Origin of the sequence: Cryobacterium sp. CG_9.6, assembly GCF_029893365.1 — a bacterium.
Classification (GTDB): Bacteria; Actinomycetota; Actinomycetes; order Actinomycetales; family Microbacteriaceae; genus Cryobacterium.
Genome location: NZ_JARXUZ010000001.1, coordinates 1911149 through 1928174, shown reverse-complemented (window position 1 = coordinate 1928174; position 17026 = coordinate 1911149). Strand labels below are relative to the sequence as shown.

Annotated in this window: 14 protein-coding genes; 8 read left to right on the top strand and 6 right to left on the bottom strand. The window is 60.6% G+C overall.

From position 1 onward, the window contains the following. Window positions 1-50 precede the first annotated feature (50 nt). Window positions 51-1196, top strand: a complete 1146-nt coding sequence (locus tag H4V99_RS08765; protein WP_280677389.1) for an alkaline phosphatase family protein — start codon at window positions 51-53, stop codon at window positions 1194-1196. A gap of 64 nt (window positions 1197-1260) precedes the next feature. On the opposite strand, the gene H4V99_RS08760 is transcribed toward H4V99_RS08765, so the two are convergent. Then, entirely contained in the window at window positions 1261-1851 is a 591-nt protein-coding gene (locus H4V99_RS08760; RefSeq protein WP_280677387.1) for a DUF3043 domain-containing protein, read from the bottom strand. Window positions 1852-1889: 38 nt separating this feature from the next. On the opposite strand from H4V99_RS08760, the gene H4V99_RS08755 reads away from it, so the two are divergent. The 5 genes from H4V99_RS08755 (at window position 1890) to H4V99_RS08735 (ending at window position 7059) form a co-directional block, all read left to right on the top strand. After that, a complete protein-coding gene (locus H4V99_RS08755; RefSeq protein WP_280677385.1) occupies window positions 1890-3311 on the top strand; it encodes a dipeptidase in 1422 nt (473 codons plus the stop codon). Between the two features lie 127 nt (window positions 3312-3438). Continuing rightward, the gene (gene erpA, locus H4V99_RS08750; RefSeq protein ID WP_280677383.1) at window positions 3439-3801 is read left to right on the top strand and encodes an iron-sulfur cluster insertion protein ErpA; all 363 of its coding nucleotides are present in this window, start codon (window positions 3439-3441) and stop codon (window positions 3799-3801) included. Between the two features lie 213 nt (window positions 3802-4014). Continuing rightward, entirely contained in the window at window positions 4015-4902 is an 888-nt protein-coding gene (gene coxB, locus H4V99_RS08745) for a cytochrome c oxidase subunit II (RefSeq protein ID WP_280677381.1), read from the top strand. A 3-nt stretch (window positions 4903-4905) separates the two neighbouring features. Further along, window positions 4906-6636: a cytochrome c oxidase subunit I gene (gene ctaD / locus H4V99_RS08740; RefSeq protein ID WP_280677379.1), complete on the top strand. Its 1731-nt coding sequence runs from the start codon at window positions 4906-4908 to the stop codon at window positions 6634-6636. Beyond that, entirely contained in the window at window positions 6637-7059 is a 423-nt protein-coding gene (locus tag H4V99_RS08735) for a cytochrome c oxidase subunit 4 (RefSeq protein ID WP_280677376.1), read from the top strand. 565 nt (window positions 7060-7624) lie between these two features. Here the strand turns inward: H4V99_RS08735 and H4V99_RS08730 are convergent. Continuing rightward, window positions 7625-8599: an IS481 family transposase gene (locus H4V99_RS08730; RefSeq protein ID WP_280677374.1), complete on the bottom strand. Its 975-nt coding sequence runs from the start codon at window positions 8597-8599 to the stop codon at window positions 7625-7627. Window positions 8600-9234: 635 nt separating this feature from the next. Here H4V99_RS08730 and istA point away from each other — a divergent pair. Continuing rightward, window positions 9235-10716, top strand: coding sequence for an IS21 family transposase (gene istA, locus H4V99_RS08725; protein ID WP_280680044.1), 1482 nt, complete (start codon window positions 9235-9237; stop codon window positions 10714-10716). After that, window positions 10713-11444 (top strand): IS21-like element helper ATPase IstB, encoded by a 732-nt coding sequence (gene istB / locus H4V99_RS08720; protein WP_280676332.1) that lies wholly within the window; start codon window positions 10713-10715, stop codon window positions 11442-11444. Before istA ends, istB begins: the two co-directional genes overlap by 4 nt. A 400-nt stretch (window positions 11445-11844) precedes the next feature. Here istB and H4V99_RS08715 read toward each other — a convergent pair whose 3' ends face one another. From H4V99_RS08715 to H4V99_RS08700, 4 genes are all read right to left on the bottom strand, one after another. Further along, window positions 11845-12252 carry a hypothetical protein gene (locus tag H4V99_RS08715; protein ID WP_280677372.1) on the bottom strand — a complete coding sequence of 136 codons (408 nt, stop codon included), beginning with the start codon at window positions 12250-12252 and terminating at the stop codon, window positions 11845-11847. A 1167-nt stretch (window positions 12253-13419) separates the two neighbouring features. After that, window positions 13420-14262, bottom strand: coding sequence for a methyltransferase domain-containing protein (locus H4V99_RS08710; protein ID WP_280677370.1), 843 nt, complete (start codon window positions 14260-14262; stop codon window positions 13420-13422). Window positions 14263-14290: 28 nt separating this feature from the next. Next, entirely contained in the window at window positions 14291-15925 is a 1635-nt protein-coding gene (locus H4V99_RS08705; RefSeq protein WP_280677368.1) for a ubiquinol-cytochrome c reductase cytochrome b subunit, read from the bottom strand. After that, entirely contained in the window at window positions 15922-16995 is a 1074-nt protein-coding gene (locus H4V99_RS08700; protein ID WP_280677366.1) for a Rieske 2Fe-2S domain-containing protein, read from the bottom strand. The genes H4V99_RS08705 and H4V99_RS08700 overlap by 4 nt, the downstream gene beginning before the upstream one ends. Between the last annotated feature and the right edge of the window lie 31 nt (window positions 16996-17026).

The following is a 17026-nucleotide window of genomic DNA, read 5'->3' as shown; positions in this document are numbered from 1 at the left end:
TCTGGAGTACGCCGAATTGTTTGGGTAGTGCCTATGTCAGACTTAGCCCAATGTCAACCATGATACCGGCCCGTCAATTCAGCACTCTGCGCCTTGCCGATGTTCTGACAAGTTCACTCCTCTCCGTCCGCAGCGAACCGAACCCCCTCGGACTACCACCGGTCACGAAAGCCGTTGTCGTGCTCGCCGATGGACTCGGCGTGAGTGCTTTGCGCGCCCGCGCTGGCCACGCGCGATTCCTGATGAGTCGGCTGACCAAAGCGGATGTCATCGACGGGGTTTTTCCGGCCACGACGGCGGCCGGTATCGCCAGCCTCACCACCGGGGTCGAGCCGGGACAGCACGGTTTGGTGGGCTATCAGGTTCTCGACGCCGACCGGGATCGGGTCGTCAACCAGCTCACCGGGTGGGATTCCCACATGGACCCTGCCACGTGGCAACGGGCACGGACGGTTTTTGATCAGGCAGCGGATGCCGGTGTGCCGAGCTTTGCTATCGGCCCCCGCCGGTTTCTCGATTCGGGCTTCACTCAGGCGGTCCTGCGCGGGGCGCAGTACGTAGTGGCGGAGAGTGTTCCTGACCGGTTTGTAGCGGCGCGAGAGATCCTTGCGGCAGAGGCCAGCGCTCTCGTGTACCTCTATGTGTCCGAGCTCGATGTTGCGGCGCACGCGCATGGCTGGCAATCTGCACGGTGGCTGGCCCAGCTTGAGCTGCTCGACTCCGAGATGGCCCGTTTTGCGGCGGGGCTCGGATCAGGGGAAGGGCTGCTGCTCACGGCAGATCATGGCGTAATTGATGTTGCGCCGACCAAGCACGTTCTCTTTGATACCGTTGCGGCTCTTGTCGCGGGCGTGCGGCACATCGGGGGAGACCCTCGTTGCCTTCAGTTGTACATTGACCCCGAGCGCACCGACATCACACCTGACGCTCTTGCGCAGAGTTGGCGGGAGGTCGAGGGCGACCGAGCCTGGATCTATACGCGCGGAGAAGCCGTCGAGGCGGGCCTCTTCGGCCGGGTGGCCACAGACGTTCTCCCGCGCATTGGCGACGTCATCGTGGCCGCGAGGAAGGGAATTGCATATTACGACTCCCGGCCCGCGAACCAGAGCGCCCGATCCATGATCGGGCAGCACGGTTCCCTCACCGATGAGGAAGTGCGCGTACCGCTCATTCGGGCTGGGGCCTTTGCCCGCTGAGGCACAAAATGGCCCCGGCCCGTCGCGAGACGAGTCGGGGCCATGAACGATATGACCGGTGTGACTACGCCGGGTACTGTCCGCGCTTCACCTGAGGCTTGGGGAGTCGCATCGGCCGAAGCTGGAGCGCGCGCATGGCCACATACCAACGCACCTTCTCCACCTTGTCGGCGCCAAATTTGGCTTCAACCTTCTTCGTGACGATGAAGCCGAGAACGACACAGTCCACAATGGCCACGATGAAGAACGCCCACAGGGCGATGATCCCGTAATTGGCAATCGCCGGAATCGTCGAGAGCAGGATCACCAGGAACATGACCGGAATCATCAGCTCCCCGACGTTGAATCGGGCGTCAACATAGTCGCGTGCGAAGCGCTTCTGGGGACCACGCTCGCGCACAGGGAGAAACTTGTCCTCCCCATTGGCCATGCCGATTCGGGCCCGGTCACGGCTCACCCGAGACTTTGCCCGAGCCTGCTGCGCTGCAAGCTTGCGGTCATCGGGAACGAGCGGACGTTTGTTGGCCGCTTCCTGCATTCGGCGGGTCGGAGTCGGCTGACCCTTACCCACAGATGTGCCGTTCAGACGAGCGGCCGTTTCGGCCGCGGTTTCAATCGACGGCTGCGCGTCGGGGTTCACTGGTTGCTTAGCCACATCAAGTCCTTGTAATTGGGTGCCTTAAGATTACCCGTATGACGGATAACCCACTGACAATTACCGACGAAACCACAGCTGACGACGCATCCGTTCGCACTGCGGTTGAACTCGGGTTACCAACTACCATTGCCGAACTCTGCGCATTGGTGCGCATTCCCTCGGTTGCCTGGTCTGCGTTTGACCGTGCCACCGTGCTGAAAAGTGCCGAGGCGGTCGCCACCCTGGCCCGTGATTTGCACGTGTTCGACTCGGTCGAGATCAAACAGGCCGGGATTCCCGGGACTACCGAGCTGGGCCAGCCCGCTGTTCTGGCAACACGGGCAGCCCGGAATGGGCGACCGACCGTGCTGCTGTATGCCCATCACGACGTGCAGCCTCCCGGCAAAGACGAGGACTGGGACTCGGCCGCCTTCGAGCCCACGGTGCGTGGTGACCGGCTCTATGGACGCGGTGCGGCCGACGACAAGGCGGGAGTGATGGCACACATCGCGTCAATTCGCGCGTTGGTGGAGGCGGCAGGACCTGATTTTGACCTGGGCCTTGCGCTCTTCATCGAAGGGGAAGAAGAATTCGGCAGCCGATCCTTCGCAACCTTCCTCGAAGAAAACGTGGATGCACTCCGAGCAGATGTCATCGTTGTCGCGGACTCGAATAACTGGGACATTACAACGCCTGCCCTCACGACTGGTCTGCGGGGGAACGTGACACTCCGCCTGGAGGTACGCACGCTCGATCATGCTTCCCACTCCGGGATGTTCGGCGGGGCTGTCCCCGATGCCATGATGGCCACCATCAAACTCCTGGCCACGTTGTACAACGAGGACGGTTCCGTGGCAGTCACGGGACTCACGAGCCATGTGGGGGATACGCCGGAGTACTCGGAAGAGCAGCTTCGGGACGAAACCGGATTGCTGGAGGGCGTCTCGCCGATCGGCCATGGTTCAATCCTCAGCCGAATCTGGTCTCAGCCGTCCATCACCGTCACGGGCATCGATGCCCCGAGCGTTGACAATGCGTCGAACACACTCTCACCCGCCATTGCGGTCCGCATTAGTTGTCGCATCGCACCGGGCCAATTGGCTGCCGACGCTGCCGATGCCCTTCAGGCGCACCTCCGTGCCCAGGCACCGTTCGGAGCGCAGGTGGACATCACCGATGTGGACTGCGGCGAGCCATTCCTGGTGGACACGAGTGGATGGGCTGTTACGGAGGCGCGACGCGCCATGACGGATGCTTGGGGCACGTCACCCGTCGACATCGGCGTGGGTGGTTCCATTCCTTTCATCGCCGATCTGGTGCGTGTCTTCCCCGAGGCTCAGATCCTGGTGACCGGCGTGGAGGACCCCGATTCCCGCGCCCACAGCCCCAACGAGTCACTACACCTCGGTGTCTTCAAGCGGGCACTCCTCACGGAAGCGCTGCTGCTGGCTCGGCTCAATCACCGAATCAGTGAGTGAGCAGGAATGATTCGGCCAACCCGAGGGTTGACGGAGTTAGACTGTGGACAGTATTCAGGGTGAAAGAAATATCCATCCGAAATCACCACGTGAGAACGCTGAGCATTGCGACCACCAAGGAGAATCCATGACTGACACCATGACCGAGACGACCAGCACCGCAGCCCACGGTGTCGGCCTGAGCGACATTGCAGCGAACAAGGTCCGGAGCCTCTTGGCTCAGGAAGGTCGTACAGACCTGCGTCTTCGCGTCGCTGTGCAGCCTGGTGGCTGCTCGGGCTTGATCTACCAGCTGTACTTTGACGAGCGCGTGCTTGAAGGCGATGCTGTTGTCGACTTTGACGGCGTCGGTGTGGTCGTTGACAAAATGAGTGTTCCGTACCTCGAGGGTGCCAACATCAACTTTGAGGACACGATCGAGAAGCAGGGCTTCACCATCGATAACCCCAATGCGGGTAGCAGCTGTGCCTGTGGGGATTCGTTCAGCTAAACCCGGTTCCGCAGAGAATCACGAAATTCAGGAGGCCATCCCACTCGGATGGTCTCCTTTCGTGTATCAATTCGATATTCCATAACGCTCAGACGTGTCTGCGACCGAACTTACCTGCCTCGCGTGCACGGAAGAAGGTCGCTCTCGGAGTAGGCTAGGAATTGGTCAAAACACTTCCCGAGAAGTGTCCAAGAATCTCCCGAAAGGTCCCCGGTGCGCATTAACCACCGTTTCCGATGGGCTGCATTTCCGCTTGCAGCGACGCTCGTCATTGTTCTCGCCGGCTGCACGCAGGCCCAGTTACATGGCTACCTCCCCGGCTTTGAAGAAGGCCAACCGGCGGTAACAAACAACACCGAGCGAATTGCCGGTTTGTGGACCACATCATGGATTGTCCTGCTTGTCGTAGGACTGCTCACGTGGGGTCTCACAATCTGGGCGGTCGTTGTCTACCGTCGTCGCAAGGGGCAGACCGGACTGCCGGTGCAGCTTCGCTACAACATGCCGATTGAAATCTTCTACACGATCGTTCCGCTCATTCTGGTCGTCGGTTTCTTTGCCTTCACCGTGCGGGATCAGATCGCGATTGAGACTCGCTTCGACAATCCTGACGTGATCGTGGAGGTGCAGGCCAAGCAGTGGGCCTGGGACTTCAACTACGTGAACGAGGATGTCTACTCCGTCGGTGTTCAGGCTCAGCCTGACCCCAATGGTGCTCCCGGTTCTCGCATTGAGTCGGAGCTCCCCACTCTGGTGCTGCCGGTCAATTCTCAGGTTGAGTTCAAGCTTGAGGCCCGCGACGTCATCCACTCGTTCTGGATCATCGACTTTCTGTACAAGAAAGACGTCATCCCGGGCAAGACAAACTACATGTCGGTCATCCCCGAGCGGATTGGAACCTATGCCGGAAAGTGTGCGGAACTGTGCGGTGAGTATCACTCAATGATGCTGTTCAACACCAAGGTTGTTTCCCAAGCCGACTACGACGCGTACATTACGTCGCTTCGTTCTGCCGGTAACACCGGACAGATCGACAACAACTACGATCGCAATCAGAATCAGCCGGGCACGGAAGCCCCGACGGCTCAGGAGGGCAACTAAGCCATGAGCACGACCATCACCCCCGCAGCACCGCGCTTGGAGACTCCGGTCTCACCGTCCGCCGAACGCAAGGGCAACCTCCTCGTGCGGACAATTACCTCCACCGATCACAAGGTGATCGGGTACATGTATCTGGTCACGTCGTTCATCTACTTCTGCCTCGGCGGAGTGATGGCGTTGATCATCCGTGCGCAGCTCTTCGCACCGGGCCTGGAGATCGTTCAGACCAAGGAACAGTACAACCAGCTCTTCACCATGCACGGTACGATCATGCTTCTGATGTTCGCAACGCCGCTGTTCTTCGGTTTCGCGAACTTCCTGATTCCGCTGCAGATTGGTGCACCTGACGTTGCCTTCCCGCGTCTGAACGCGCTGGCCTACTGGTTCTTCAACTTTGGAAGCCTCATCGCCGTTGCCGGGTTCCTCACCCCTCAGGGCGCGGCTTCGTTCGGTTGGTTTGCGTATCAGCCGCTGGCAAGCACCACCTTCTCACCGGGCATCGGTGGAAACCTATGGATGGTGGGTCTGGGACTGTCCGGATTCGGAACCATTCTTGGTTCCGTGAACTTCATCACGACGATCATCACCATGCGCGCTCCCGGCATGACGATGTGGCGCATGCCCGTCTTCACCTGGAACACACTGATCACGTCGCTGCTCGCGCTGATGGTCTTCCCCGTTCTTGCTGCCGCTATGCTCGCCGCAGCGTCAGACCGCATCTTCGGCTCGCACATTTATGATCCCGCCAACGGTGGTGCCATTCTCTGGCAGCACTTGTTCTGGTTCTTCGGTCACCCTGAGGTGTACATCATCGCTCTGCCGTTCTTTGGCATCGTGTCCGAGGTGTTCCCGGTGTTCAGCCGCAAGCCCATGTTCGGATACAAGACACTGATTTACGCAACCATCTCGATTGCTGCGCTCTCAGTTTCTGTCTGGGCTCACCACATGTACGTAACCGGATCTGTGCTCCTGCCGTTCTTCTCTCTCATGACGATGCTGATCGCCGTGCCGACAGGTGTGAAGATCTTCAACTGGATCGGCACAATGTGGCGAGGATCGGTCACGTTCGAGACCCCCATGCTGTGGGCTATCGGCTTCCTGATCACCTTCACATTTGGTGGACTCACCGGCGTCATCCTGGCCTCACCGCCGCTTGACTTCCACGTGACCGACACGTACTTCGTTGTTGCTCACTTCCACTACGTGGTGTTTGGTACCGTCGTCTTCGCCATGTTCAGTGGTTTCTACTTCTGGTGGCCCAAGTGGACCGGCAAGATGCTCAACGAGAGCCTCGGCAAGTGGCACTTCTGGTTGCTTTTCATTGGCTTCCACACCACGTTCCTCATCCAGCACTGGCTCGGCGTCGTGGGCATGCCCCGCCGTTACGCCACGTACTCTCCGGATGACAACTTCACCTGGATGAACCAGGTGTCAACCGTCGGTGCCATGATTCTCGCCCTGTCGATGATTCCGTTCTTCCTGAACGTGTACATCACGGCGCGTCGTGCACCGAAGGTCACGGTCAATGATCCCTGGGGCTACGGTTCGTCGCTCGAGTGGGCCACCTCGTGCCCGCCGCCGCGACACAACTTCACGTCCATTCCGCGCATCCGCTCGGAGCGTCCGGCCTTTGACCTGAACCACCCGGAGGCGGGGCTTCCCGTCGGCGTAGGTTTTGTCAAGGATGCCCCGGCTTCAGCGACATACGACGCTTCAGCAAACAAGGTGCAGTAGATGAGAACCAACGCTCGGATCTTTTACGGCCTGGCCGTCTTCTTCGCCTTCGTGACTGTGATCTATGTGGTGTGGAGCTATCTTGATCCCTTCCACGGCACGATCGAATGGGTCGGGACGTTCTGTCTGGCTCTGAGCGCTCTGTTGGCGGCATTCATCGGCTTCTATCTGGGCAAGGTGTACAGCGCCCAGGGCGGGGAAACCCCCGAGGATCGCCTCGACGGCAACATCGATGATGGCGACCCGGAGTCTGGTTTCTTCAGCCCGTGGAGCTGGTGGCCCGTGGTTCTGGCCGCGTCTGCTGCTCTCGTTTTCCTGGGGCTAGCCGCAGGCTTCTGGGTAGCATACATTGGCCTCGCAATTGGAGCTGTCGCCCTGGTTGGTTGGGTCTATGAGTACTACCGGGGCTTGTTCGCCCGCTAAATACCTGCAGTTCACAGTGCCGGCCTTCCTCGTGAAGGCCGGCACTGCTGTTTAAGGAGTGCCGGGCAAGCTGGACGTCGCGCCCATCCCGCTGGCGAGATCGGCTGCGGGATCGCCGGTGGCCTTTTGCGCAAGGAGTAGGTAGCGTGGGGAAACGCACCGTTGCGGACACGAAAAGGGGGAGTCAGACTATGGCCCAGGTGGAGAATGAAAGTACACCCGAGATTGATACGCCGTACCAGTCCGTTGCACCAAATCTCGACAAGCTCTCTCGTTCATCTTTTACAACCGGAACGGTGAGTCGTCGGCGGATAAATCGCGCATTTGCTCTCCTCGCTGGCGTTGGTCTGACGCTTCTGGCTCTCGTGCTCGCCTCGTTGGATTGGTCATAGCGCGACCGACTTTCTTGCCGACTACTTGCGCTGACGCGGAGCTGACGCGGGCAACCTCGACAAAGCCCACCCCGCTGGTCGAGCCTGTCGAGACCCCGCGAGGTGATCCACGAAACGATCGAGTTTCAGAGGTTGTCTCACGGGGTCTCGACACGCGCCCTAGATGTACTGAGTCATGAGGTTGGTGACACTCGGCTGAGCGGTGTCTGTCCGATTCCAGTGTGGATGCGTTCAGTGTTGTAGAAGTTGAGCCAGGGCGCAAGGGCTTGGGCGCGTTCGTGGTTGCTGGTGTATTTGCGGGCGTAGGCCCATTCGGTGGCGAGGGTGCGGTTCAGTCGTTCGACTTTCCCGTTCGTCCAGGGGCAGTGCGGTTTGATGAAGCGTTGCACGGCCCCGATCTTCGCGACGGCTTCTTTGAATGCGGTCGAGTTTCGGTAAGCGAAGGCGTTGTCAGAGATGACGCGTTCAATCTGGGGGATGCCGTTTGCCGCGAAGAAGGCTGCGGCACGTTCGAGGACACCAGCAGCGGTGATGCCCTTCTCGTCGGGCTGGATTTCGGCGTAGGCGAGGCGGGAGTGATCGTCGATGACCGCGTGGACGTAGTCAAATCCCACGCGCCGAGACCCCTTTCGATGATTGCGGGGACTTTGGGTGGGGTCAGCGCGCCACCCGCCACCGTTCGGGATGCGGCCGAGTTTCTTCACGTCGATGTGTACCAGTTCGCCTGGCCGGTCGCGTTCGTAGCGTTCTGCGGTGGCGCGTGAAGATCGGATGACCGCGCCGGTGACGGGGTCCAGCCACGACAGGGGTGGGAGGTCGTAGCGAGTCAGTATTCGCGACACGGTCCGTGCTGGCACTCCCGTCACCGCCGCGATGCGCAGGGGCCCATTCCGCCCCAGGAGACGGGCAACAACAACTTTCGCTTCTTGCGGAGCACTGGTCTTCGTCGGGCAATGGTGTGGCCGGGACGAGCGGTTCAGGAGCCCCGCGGTGCCCTCAGCGTGGTGCCGGTTAATCCAGCGGTGAGCGCATTGACGCGAGATGCCGAGCTCTTTAGCGACGTGCGAGACAGGGCGCCCGTCATTGATCACTCTGTCAATCAGTAAGGCCCTCCCATGAAGGGTCAAACGGGTATTAATGTGGGGCATGAGAACCTCCGTTTTCGTGGCGACTTTGACATCACCACTGAAACCGGAGGTTCTCCTTTTTTCAACCCCGAACTGTCACCAACCTCTCGGCTCAGTACACCTAGAGGGTGCTGCTCGACCAGCGGAGTGGGGGTGGATGCGAGGCGGGGATGGGGTGTCGCGGGCGTAGGTAGGGAAACCTCGACGGCGCGCCCCTCTCGCTGGTCGAGCCTGTCGAGACCCCGCGAGGTGATCCACGAAACGATCGAGTTTCAGAGGTTGTGTCACGGGGTCTCGACACGCGCCCTAGAGGGCGCTGCTCGACCAGCGTAGGTGGGGCGGAGCGGGGCGATCGCGGACCGGACTCAGACCGGACGTGGGGTCGGTGTGTGTGATCAACTCTTTGTAGGCCGTTTCGGCGCTGGAATCCGGCCAAGTTAGCGGCTGGTTTCCTGCCAAAAGAGCGCTAAAAATCAGGCCAGCAGATCCCGCCCAAGAAATGGGGTTGGGATGCGCAGAGATTGAGATCACCGGTGGCCGTGGCCCTCTTCAGCGAGCTGGAGACATGGGCCCGCCACCCCCAGATAGGTTCCTAAAGGCGTGTCTACTGCCAAGCGGTCGCGCCGGAAGGAACCAGGAAGCAGATGACGGTACCCATGTCCGTGCAAGAAAATATCAGAACTCTCGACTCCCACGGAATCGCGGGCCGTGAAATCGCCCGCCGATTGGGAGTCAGCCGGGACGCGGTGACGAAATACACCGGGCAACAGAACTTTTCACCCAAGCCACCGACGCCCGTTCCGAGGCCAGCCGGATCAGCCGTGGGCGGGCTTGAAGACACCATCGAGACGTGGTTGACCGAGGACCAGCGCCGACCGCGCAAGCAACGCCACACTGCCAAGCGGGTCTTTGATCGCTTGGTCAACGAGGAGAATTACAGCGGCAGCTACTCCCCGGTGCAACGCTTTGTGCGGAAGTGGAACGACCAGCACCGCCAGGCCGGGGAGGGCTTCACGGAGCTGGTCTGGCCGGCCGGAACTGCGCAGGTCGACTTCGGCCAGGCCGAGGCCATCATCGGCGGGATCCGCCAGATCCTGCACATCTTCGTCGTGACGTTCCCGTTTTCGAACATGCGCTTCGTGCAGGCCTACCGCGGCGAGACCGCCGAGTGCGTCTGCCACGGCCTGCGCACCGTGTTCGATCACATCGGCGCTGCACCCCGGCACCTGGTCTTTGACAACGCCACCGGCATCGGACGCCGCGTCGGCACCAAAGTCATCGAGGCCAAACTGTTCGGCGCATTCAAACTGCACTACCGATCCGAGTCCAGGTTTTGCAATCCATACTCCGGCAACGAGAAAGGCAACGTCGAAAACGCCGTCGGGTTCCTCCGCCGCAACCTGATGGTCCCCGAGCCAGAAGCAGCCACCCTGCAGGGCCTGAACAACATATTGCTGACGCGGTGCATGGCGTTGGCTGAGGCCACGCATTACCGGAAAGGCTTGCCCGTGAGCGAGCTCTTCGCGCAGGACGTTGCCGCCAGTCTGGCGCTGCCCGGCGTGGGGTTTGACCCGGTGCGTTATGAGTCCCGAACGGCTGACAAAAAGGGGAACATGCTCATCGACGGCAACACCTACGCGGCCGGGTCTTCCTTCCACAGCCGCACCCTCACCGTTGGGCTCCGCCACGACGTGGTCGAGATCCTCGATGAGTATTCCGCGCCGGTGCGGTCCTTTCCCCGCGCTTTCGGAGTGCAAGCCGAGACGATCTTCGAGCCCGCGGCGCTGCTGCCATTGCTGGCGACCAAGCCCGGCGCCTGGAGCCATTCCCAGCTGCGGCCGTTGGTCCCGGGGCCAGTGCGCGACTGGCTCGACAACGCCACCGCCACCAACCGGCGCCGCCTGCTCAGCGCTGTCGATGCCGCATCAGGATCAGCCGGGTTCGATGCCGCCATCACTGCTGCTGACCTACTCATCCAACGAGGCGACACCCCCGAGATCGCCGCGTTGGGCATGCTCGCCCGGCGCCTGGCCGACAGAACCAGCCCGGCAGTGGAGAACGTGGACCTGAGCGTCTATGACATCTTTACCACCGGCAGCTTCACCACCCTCAACACTCTGACGGGAGAGATCGCATGACCCTCGTCACTGCGCAGGACATCGTCGAGACCGGCCGGCAGGCGTCGCTGACCCACAGCGTGTTGGTCGAATGGGCCGAGAAGGGCACCCCGAAACAACGCGAGTACCTCCACGGAGTGCTCCTGGCCGAGCACGAATCCCGGCAAGCATCACGACGCCAACGACTGCTGAGCGCCGCCCGGCTGCCGGCGTTGAAATCGCTCACGGGTTTTGACTACTCGAGCGTCAAGTTCCCTGAGGATTACGGCCGGGAGGAGCTGACGTCGTTGGATTTCATCAACCGAGCCGAAGACCTGGTTCTTTACGGCGATGTCGGCACCGGCAAAACCCACCTCGCCAGTGCGCTGATCGCCGCCGCCTGCCGCGAAGGAATCCCCGCGCGCTTTTACACGACGTCGTCGCTGGTGATGCAGCTGCGCCGCGCCAAGGACGAAGGCCGCCTCGATCGGGAGCTGGCTAACATAGCGAAAAACCGGCTCGTCGCAATTGATGAATTTGGCTACCTCCCGATTGACACCGAAGGCGCCCGACTGCTGTTCCAAGTCATCGCCGACGGCTATGAAAAAAGAAGCCTGATCATCACGACAAACTTAGAATTTTCGCGCTGGGGAACGGTGTTCGGTGACGACAACATGGCCGCGGCCGTCATCGACCGGCTCGTCCACCACGGCCGACTCCTCCAGTTTCGCGGCGAGTCCTACCGCGTGAAGCACGCCCTCATGAAATAGCCCTGAACCGGATCGGCCGACCTCGATCCTGAAGCCGACCGAGCCACTAGAAGGCCACTTTGCCGCCGGTCAGCACGACGAAACAACCCCCAAAACCGAGCGCTGCAACGACCGTGATCAAATGGCCGGAAACGGTGCTGAAGTGGCCGGTTAATTAGCGATCAAATGGCCGGGTTCAAGTTGACAAAACACAGGTCGGCGTGAACGTGGGTGACCTCGACCACGACCCCACCCCGCTGGTCGAGCCTGTCGAGACCCCGCGAGGTGATCCATGAAGCGATCGAGTTCGCCGCCCGAGGACGTTCGGTCAACGGGGTACACGAGATCGTTAATTCGCAGACAATATCTCCGGTCACAGACGCCGACTTGATCTCCGCATGCAGGAAATGTGGCGAGTGCTTTAGCTGGCCGTCCACAGGTGGTCGGCCACTTTGGTCCAGTCCGCCGAGTCGTCGGGGAGGTTCTCAGCCAGCATCATTCTGACGTTATCGCCGCCCTGCACCGTGATGGGCAGGGTGGTCGAACATCCGCTCACGGCTTCCAGATCGTCCACAATGACCAGGCATTGGTCGCCCCCGACCGAGAGAGCGGCGTAATACGCCACATCAGCATCAGTCCAAAGCAGTCGGGTGGTGTTGGTATCCAGGTCCTCAAGAACATTGGGCGTCGTACCTGTCGGAATGGTGTCGGCCGCAGACTGCGGTTGGCCGAAGATCGGCAGAGTGTTCGTGGTCGAGCACGACGTGAGAACGAATGCCAGGAGACCAGTTCCGATGAATGTTGCGATCCTTCTTTGCGCGAAGTTCATAACCCCACAGCGTAGCGCCACAATAAGCACGGGCGAAATAACTCCCTCTCCGGGGACCTATTGCGATGCAGCGGACGGCACAAATGTGCCAGTTCGAGGGCGTCTGCGCAGGTCTGTGGTCGGTCACCACACGGGACTAATCGACGGGCCGCTTGTGACGCGGACACCAGTTGTGGACGCGATTTCTGCCCTAATTGCCTGCTTCGGCAGGCCTTCGTGTACCGTCACGTGCTCTCAGGCACGGCCTACCGCACGATTCCGTTTCAGGCCCCAGGTCCCATACATCGTCTCGCGAGGTCTCGAAACGCGCCCGTGAGGGCGCTGCTCGACCAGCGGAGTGGGGGTGGATGCGAGGCTGGGATGGGGTGTCGCGGGGCGGAGGTAGGGAAACCTCGACACCGCGCCCATCCCGCTGGTCGAGCCTGTCGAGACCCCGCGAGACATCCCACCCAACGATCGGGTTCCATAAGTTGTCTCGCGAGGTGTCGACACGCGCCCGAGAGGGCGCTGCTCGACCAGCGGAGTGGGGGTGGATGCGAGGCGGGGATGGGGTGTCGCGGGGCGGAGGTAGGGAAACCTCGACACCGCGCCCATCCCGCTGGTCGAGCTTGTCGAGACCCCGCGAGACATCCCACCCAACGATCGGATTCCATGGGTCGTCTCGCGAGGTGTCGACACGCGCCCGAGAGGGCGCTGCTCGACCAGCGGAGTGGGGGTGGATGCGAGGCGGGGATGGGGTGTCGCGGGGCGGAGGTAGGGAAACCTCGACACCGCGCCCATCCCGCTGGTCGAGCTTGTCGAGACCCCGCGAGACATCCCACCCAACGATCGGATTCCATGGGTCGTCTCGCGAGGTCTCGACACGCGCCCGAGAGGGCGCTGCTCGACCAGCGGCGTGGGGGTGGATGCGAGGCGGGGATGGGGTGTCGCGGGGCGCAGGTAGGGAAACCTCGACACCGCGCCCATCCCGCTGGTCGAGCCTGTCGAGACCCCGCGAGACAGCCCACCCAACGATCGGATTCCATGGGTTGTCTCGCGAGGTGTCGACACGCGCCTTAGAGGGCGCTGCTCGACCAGCGGAAGTTGGGGGAGCGGAGGCGGGGGGCATCGCGGGTGGAGGTGACCAGGTTATGGAAACGTGGCAGCGATGGCAGATCCGACCAAATCTCAGACTGACTTACGGCGCCGGAAGCTTAGTATGTCGAAGGCGGCCGTCACTCCGCGGGCACCATCTGACTCCGTTATAGCTGTGCCGTCGGTGTGGTGGGACGATGGCCCCATCCCAATGAGATCCGCCACGTCGGCGGGGGACAGGGTGAGGTCAAAGGCCAGTGACTGCTGTGCCTCGAGGGTAAAGCGGTTAGCCAACCCGTCGGCGAGAGTGCCGGCTTTATCCGGTTGGATGTTTAGGGCGAGACCGGCGGCCCGCAGCTCTTGCAGATGCGTAGGGTGCGGTACCACGACGAGGAGCAGGCCATTTGCTCGGAGCACGCGATGGAATTCAGGGGCGTTGCGAGGGGCGAAAACATTGAGAACAATATCCGCTGAAGCGTCTCTGATGGGTAGAGGGGACCACACGTCGGCAACGAGCCCGTCGACGGCGTTTGATGCCCGCACAGTGCGCGCCACGGCCACAGGGGAGAGGTCCATGCCCAGGGCTTGCGCTGTTATGGGAAGCTCCTGCAGAATGGCGCGGAGATAGTATCCCGTGCCACATCCGACGTCGAGGATTCGTTTCGCGGCCAGGGCCCGCTCGAGCGAGATCGTCTGGATAATCGCCTTTTGCAGCGGTTCGTACCACCCGGCTGCCTGGAACCGATCGCGAGCGTCGAGCATTGTTGTGCTATCGCCGATGAACTTGCGCGGCCCCGACAACATTGTTGTGTATCCGCGCTTGTTCACATCAAAGGAGTGACCGGCGCCACAGGTGAGGGACAGCGGATCCTTCGGTACAAGGGGGAGAAAACAGTTCGGGCACCGAAGCCACTCCGAAATTGTCTGGAGTGACATCGATGCCCGATCTGTTCTTTGTGACTATTTACTTCTGGGTGAGCTCCGTCTGGTGCTCGCCGTGAGCCTGCTGGAGTTCCGTCTGGCTCACCGGGGTGACCCGGTCTTCGAAGAACCAGCGTGACATTCCGGCACGAACCTTCTCAACTGCAGTGATCTTGCCCTGAGCGTTAGGGCGGGTCATCAGCGGCTTGTAGTCGTTATAGCTGATGAGCTTCCAACGCTCGTACTCGTCAACCGGCTGATGTACCTCAACGTATTCGCCACCAGGTAGTCGAACGATGCGACCAGACTCGTAACCGTGAAGCACGATCTCGCGGTCCTTCTTCATAAGCGCGAGACATACACGCTTGGTGATGAGGTAGGCGGCAATCGGGCCAAGCAAAACCGTGGCCTGAAGAGTGTGAATAACGCCCTCCATGGTGACTTGGAAATGGGTGGCAATGATGTCCGAGGACGCCGCAGCCCAGAGAGCCGCGTAGAACGTAACGCCGGCTGCACCAATGGCGGTGCGGGTCGGAGCGTTGCGGGGACGGTCAAGCACGTGGTGCTCACGCTTATCGCCGGTGACCCAACCCTCAATGAACGGGTAAATCAAGACGGTCAGAATGAACAGACCCAGCACTGTCAACGGGATCAAGATGTTGAACGAGTAGGTGTTGTTCAACCACACGAACTCGAGACCCGGTGGCATCAAACGCAAAGCACCGTCAGCGAATCCGATGTACCAGTCAGGCTGTGTTCCAGCCGAAACAGGCGACGGGTCGTAAGGCCCGTAGTTCCAGATCGGGTTGATGGTGAACAGTGACGCAATCAGCATGACTACACCGAAGACGATGAAGAAGAATCCACCGGCCTTGGCTGCGTAGACCGGGAGAACCGGGTAGCCAACGACGTTCTGGTTGGTGTGGCCGGCCGCCGGGTACTGCGTGTGCTTGTGCACGACAACAAACAAGAGGTGCATGGCGATCAGGGCAACGATGATGGCCGGCAGCAGCAGAATGTGGAGTGCGTACAGACGACCCACGATGTCCACTCCGGGGAATTCTCCACCGAAGAGGAGGAAGGAAATCCAGGTCCCAGCAAGGGGGATTCCCTTGACCATTCCATCGATGATGCGAAGGCCGTTTCCGGACAGCAGGTCATCGGGAAGGGAGTAACCGGTGAAGCCCTCGGCCATGGCGAGGATGAAGAGGATGAAACCAATCACCCAGTTCAGCTCACGCGGCTTGCGGAATGCACCGGTGAAGTAAATACGTAGCATGTGCAAACCAATGGCCGCCACGAACAGCAGTGCCGCCCAGTGGTGAACCTGGCGCATGAGCAATCCACCACGGATGTCGAAGGATATGTCAAGAGACGACGCCATTGCGGCTGACATTTCAATGCCCTTTAGCGGAGCGTACGACCCCTCATAATCCACCGGGACCATGGAGGCCTGATAGAAGAAGGTCAGAAAGGACCCGGAGAGCAAGATGATGACGAAGCTGTAGAGCGCGACTTCGCCGAGCAGGAAGGACCAGTGGTCGGGAAAGATCTTCCGACCGAGCTCTTTCACAGCACCAGAAATACTGGTGCGCTCATCAATATAGTTTGCCGCAGCCGACGTGAATCGGCTGGACTTGTTGGTTTCGACTGGTTTACGGGTGTCTAACGAGGTCATGAGCGCTCCCAGAAGCTTGGGCCGACCGGTTCAGTGAAATCGCTCTGCGCGATGAGGTAGCCTTCGGCGTCCACGGTGATAGGCAACTGCGGTAGGGGCCGTTTGGCTGGACCGAAGATGACTTCGCAGTGGTTTGTGACATCGAACTGCGACTGATGGCACGGGCACAGAAGGTGGTGAGTCTGCTGCTCGTAAAGAGCAACGGGGCATCCAACATGTGTACAAATTTTGGAATACGCAACGATTCCTTGGTAGGACCAGCCCTTGCGATCGTCCGCTTCGTTGAGTTGATCCGGCTTCAGGCGCATGAGAAGAACTGCTGCCTTCGCCTTCTCTTCCAGGCGACCATGGCCCATTTCGGCCAAGCCTTCTGGAATGACGTGGAAGGAAGATCCGAGAGTCAGGTCAGAAGCCTTAATGGGCGTGCCGGACGGATCCAGCGTGAGACGCATGCCCTTTTCCCACATGGTCTCCTTCAGCAGTGCAACCGGGTCTTGGTCCTGCGGACCCAGTCCGCGGAAGAGAACAACAGCGGGCAGCGGGAAGGCAATGAGCGCCCCGATGAGGCTGTTGCGGATAAGGGTCCGACGACCGAAACCCGACTCCTCGTTGGCCTGCTGGAAGATCTCCACGGCACGAGCACGAACCTCATCGGTGCCGCGGACAGGGTGGCGTTCGTCGACGCCCTCCTGATCAGACATCAAGGCCTTGCCCCAGTGGACCGCCCCAATACCGAGGGCGAGCAGAGCAAGCGCTAGGCCCAAACCAATGAAGAGGTTGTTGAGGCGAACCGAACCCGGGTCTTCTGCAGTGATGGGGAAAGCGAAATACGCAAACATGGCAAAAATGCTGCCAGCAACCGACACGTAGAAAAGCGTGTAAACGGTGCGCTCCGCCTTGCGCTCCTCTTTCGGATTAGTATCCGTGATGCGAGAGCGGTGCGGCGCAAAGCCGGGGTTTTCGAGCGAGTTGCGCGCGACGACGGCGGTGCCTGAGGGGGCACCCACTCGTACAACGCTCGACGAGTCGACGGCAGGTACGTGCTCCGCGCCGTTATCGTCCTTGGCCATTGTTCTCCTTTTTACCAGCTATAAATTCAAT